Genomic DNA, 377 nt, shown 5'->3' on the forward strand with positions numbered 1-377 from the left:
TTCAGGGAGTGCCTTTCTTAATTCTTATGTGGATTCCTTATGGGAACTCGCTAAAAATAAATTATACAAAGAGATATACTTAACTGAAAATGTGGAGAAAAAGACCAAAGAGTTATTGTATTTGTGGTATCAGCCTGTAAAAAAACAACATTTAGATAAAGTTCACAATGTCTACATAAAACGTATTGAATTAGTCCAGAAGTATCTTACCAAAGATTCCAAAAATAGATTCGTTCAATTACCATATAGATATTTTGATCCAAAAAATAAGCATGGCTTTACTGGAACTAAAGTTTGGTATGAGAATTATATTCGTAGCAAACAGAAAACGCGATTAAAATTAATTACTCATGCACAAATTCGTCGTTTTTTACATA

Annotated in this window: 1 pseudogene; it reads left to right on the top strand. The window is 30.0% G+C overall.

Annotated features, from left to right (window positions below):
• Positions 1 to 377, top strand: a pseudogene (locus tag AA089_RS25515) (hypothetical protein); the annotation flags it as partial.

Origin of the sequence: Kordia jejudonensis, from assembly GCF_001005315.1 — a bacterium.
Classification (GTDB): Bacteria; Bacteroidota; Bacteroidia; order Flavobacteriales; family Flavobacteriaceae; genus Kordia; species Kordia jejudonensis.